We start from the raw sequence: 2,778 nt of genomic DNA, 5'->3' as shown, positions 1-2,778 counted from the left end.
CCACGGCCCCTTCTGGGCCTCGCAATGACAACACGGCTGGCGGCCTCGCTCAACTTTTCCATTTGCCTCTCCCTGCATAATCTGAACCCTCCCGCCCCGGCGGAATATAGAATTTAGGAGAATCACCGATCATGTTTGAACTGACCTTCCAATTTGAAAACGATGAAAAGCCCGTCGTGATCTCGGTCTCCCCGGAGGAGAGCGTGCTCGACGCCGCGCGCAAGGCCAACGTCGCCATCGATGCGCCGTGCTCCGGCAACGGCTCGTGCGGCAAGTGCCGCGTGAAGCTCGTCTCCGGCGAGCTGACCGGCCCGCAGACGTCCCATATCTCCGACGAGGAGTATGCAGACGGCTGGCGCCTTTCGTGCTGCATGCACGCGGCGTCCGACGCCGTGGTGCTCGTGCCGGACATCGCCTCGGCCTACCGCAGCCGCATGAAGACGGCCGACCTGTCCAGCGGCGAGGAGATCCGTATCTTCGAGGAGCTGCTCGCGGGCGTCCAAGGTGCAGGCATCAGCCTCGGCAACGGCTTCCGCGCCGTCGACCTTCAGCTCGATGAGCCGACGCTTGACGACACCATGCCCGATAACGAGCGCCTGACCCGCGCGCTCGAGGCGCAGGACGGCATCGACGCCGTCCGTCTGCCGTGGTACGCCATGCGCCGCCTGCCGAAGACTCTGCGCGACAATGCCTTTGCCGTGCGCGTCCTCGGCGAGCTGCAGAACGGTATTTTCACCGTTTTCGACGTGACCGGCCAGAACGACACGCTCCCGATGTGCGGCGTCGGCATCGACATCGGCACCACGACGGTCTCCGCCGTGCTGTTCGACATGAAGGACGGCCGCCTGCTGTCCAAGGCGTCCGGCGGCAACGGCCAGATCCGCTACGGCGCGGACGTCATCAACCGCATCATCGAGCAGGGCAAGCCCGGCGGCCGCAAAAAGCTGCAGGACGCCATCCTCAAGGAGACGCTCGTCCCCCTGCTGCAGACCCTGTGCAAGGATGCCAAGCTGCCGCCTGCGCGCATCGTGCGCCTGTGCGTCGCGAGCAACACGACGATGAACCACCTGTTCGTCGGCGTGGATGCCGACCCCGTCCGCATGGAGCCGTATATCCCCGCCTTCTTCCACTGGGACGGCCTGCGCGTGCACGACCTCGGCCTGCCCGCCCATCCGGACGCCGCCATCCGCCTTGCACCGAACATCGGCTCCTATGTCGGCGGCGATATCACCGCCGGTACGTTCGCCAGCATGCTCTGGGACCGCGACGAGCTGTCCCTGTTCATCGACCTCGGCACGAACGGCGAGATCGTTTTCGGCAACCGCGACTTCATGGTCTCGTGCGCCTGCTCGGCAGGCCCGGCCTTCGAGGGCGGCGACATCTCCTGCGGCATGCGCGCAACGGACGGCGCGATCGAGTCCTGCGTCATCGACCCCGAGACGATGGAGCCGACGTTCGGCATCATCGGCGAGCCGGGCCAGAAGCCCGTCGGCCTCTGCGGCAGCGGCATCATCGATACGATCGCCGAGCTGTTCCACGCCGGGATCCTGAATTCCAAGGGCATCTTCGTCCGCGAGGGCAAGCGCGTCGCCCACGACCGCCACGGCTGCGGCCGCTACATCCTCGCCACGCCGGAGGAATCCGCCACCGGCCGCGAGGTCGCCCTGAACGAGGTCGACATCGACAACTTCATCCGCGCCAAGGGCGCGATCTACTCCGCCATCGACACGCTGCTTGCTGCCATGGATATGGACGAGAGCGTCATCGAGAGCTTCTATGTTGCAGGCGGCATCGGCAGCGGCATCAATATGCGCAATGCCGTCCGCATCGGTATGTTCCCGAACGTCCCGCTCGAGCTGTTCCATTACATCGGCAACTCGTCCCTCGCAGGCGCATATACCATGGCCCTGTCCGACGAGGCCAACGACCGCGTCGAGCAGGTCGCCCGCAACATGACCTATATGGAGCTGTCCACGCACCCGGGCTACATGGACGCCTTTGTCGCGGCCTGCTTCCTCCCGCACACCGACGCTGCGCGCTTCGCCTCGGCGGAATAAGGAGCCGTTATGCAGATCGAAAATCACAAGGAAGAGGTCCCGTTTGCCCACTATTGCGAGCGCTTCGCCGCGCTCGACCCGCAGGAGGCCGCCGCGCGCACCGGCACGCCGTTTGAGAACGGCGCGTTCCGCATCACCCTTCTCGGCCACCCCTACCGCATCACCCACCCGGAGTTCTCCATCTCCGGCGAGGGCGGAACGGCCCTGAAGAGCCTGCCCGCGCAGACGTTCCTGATGCGCTGGCTGCTGGAGGGAAAGCAGACCGCCGGATCACGCGATTTCCTGACCTTCCGCGAGATGCCGTGGGGCGAGCTGTATATCCAGCCGTTCACGGGCCGCGTGCTGAAGCGCGCCGCGTTCAGCTTCGGCACGCGGCTGGAGGCCTTCCGCGCCGCCTGCACCGCCATGGGCGGCCTGCCCCTGCAGGCTGGCGACGCAGGCTTCGAGTTCACCCTGCTGGGGAACTACCGCCTGCGCATGCTCCTGTGGGCGGGCGACGACGAATTCCCGCCCAGTGCCCAGCTGCTCTACAGCGCGAACTTTGTCGACGGCTTCGCGGCCGAGGACCGCGTCGTCGCAGGGGACCTGCTGTGCAACGAGATCAAGGCGAATCTGTAAAAAAAGCGAAGGCCAGAAATGGCCTTCGTTCATTTTTTTGTGGCACCACGCCGACCGCATATGCCACTGTAGGGGAGCGGCATGCCGCTCCCGGCCCTGCACC

Annotated in this window: 2 protein-coding genes; both read left to right on the top strand. The window is 65.6% G+C overall.

Features of this window, described 5'->3' with window-relative positions:
• Positions 1–131: 131 nt before the first annotated feature.
• Positions 132–2,057 carry a corrinoid activation/regeneration protein AcsV gene (gene acsV, locus WMO66_RS00720; protein ID WP_349134489.1) on the top strand — a complete coding sequence of 642 codons (1,926 nt, stop codon included), beginning with the start codon at positions 132–134 and terminating at the stop codon, positions 2,055–2,057.
• Between the two features lie 9 nt (positions 2,058–2,066).
• Complete coding sequence (locus WMO66_RS00715; protein WP_349134488.1) at positions 2,067–2,675, top strand: DUF3786 domain-containing protein; 609 nt, start codon at positions 2,067–2,069, stop codon at positions 2,673–2,675.
• The last annotated feature ends 103 nt before the right edge of the window (positions 2,676–2,778 follow it).

It is taken from the genome of Faecousia intestinalis (genome assembly GCF_040096185.1).
In the GTDB taxonomy this organism is placed as follows: domain Bacteria; phylum Bacillota; class Clostridia; order Oscillospirales; family Oscillospiraceae; genus JAZOXB01.
The sequence above is the reverse complement of the archived record's forward strand: the minus strand, read 5'-3'. Positions and strand labels throughout refer to the sequence as shown.

Coding starts and splice junctions, on each gene's coding strand:
- WMO66_RS00715 (WP_349134488.1), top strand. CDS start 2,067: ATGCAGATCGAAAATCACAAGGAAGAGGTCCCGTTTGCCCACTATTGC.
- acsV (WP_349134489.1), top strand. CDS start 132: ATGTTTGAACTGACCTTCCAATTTGAAAACGATGAAAAGCCCGTCGTG.